We start from the raw sequence: 203 nt of genomic DNA on the forward strand, positions 1-203 counted from the left end.
GAGCAATCATCCTTCCAGCATTTTCTGATTTCTCTGCCTTATCCTTATGGGCAAGAGTTGGAATATATGGATAATGTCCGATTTTTCTGGTTATTGCCGATTACTCATCAAGAGAGGCTTTTTTTAGAGACTCATTCGGTAGAAGAATTGGAAACAAGATTTGATGAGCTAGGTATTGATTATTTAGATATAAATCGTGCAAG

At 36.5% G+C, this 203-nt stretch carries 1 protein-coding gene; it reads left to right on the forward strand.

What is annotated here, in order from left to right; translation table 11 throughout:
* The coding region (locus tag HMPREF2907_RS02745; RefSeq protein WP_141754394.1) for a suppressor of fused domain protein at window positions 1–203 on the forward strand (203 nt) is incomplete at both ends.

The sequence above is a fragment of the Neisseria sp. HMSC055H02 genome, from assembly GCF_001813335.1.
GTDB lineage: Bacteria > Pseudomonadota > Gammaproteobacteria > Burkholderiales > Neisseriaceae > Neisseria > Neisseria sicca_C.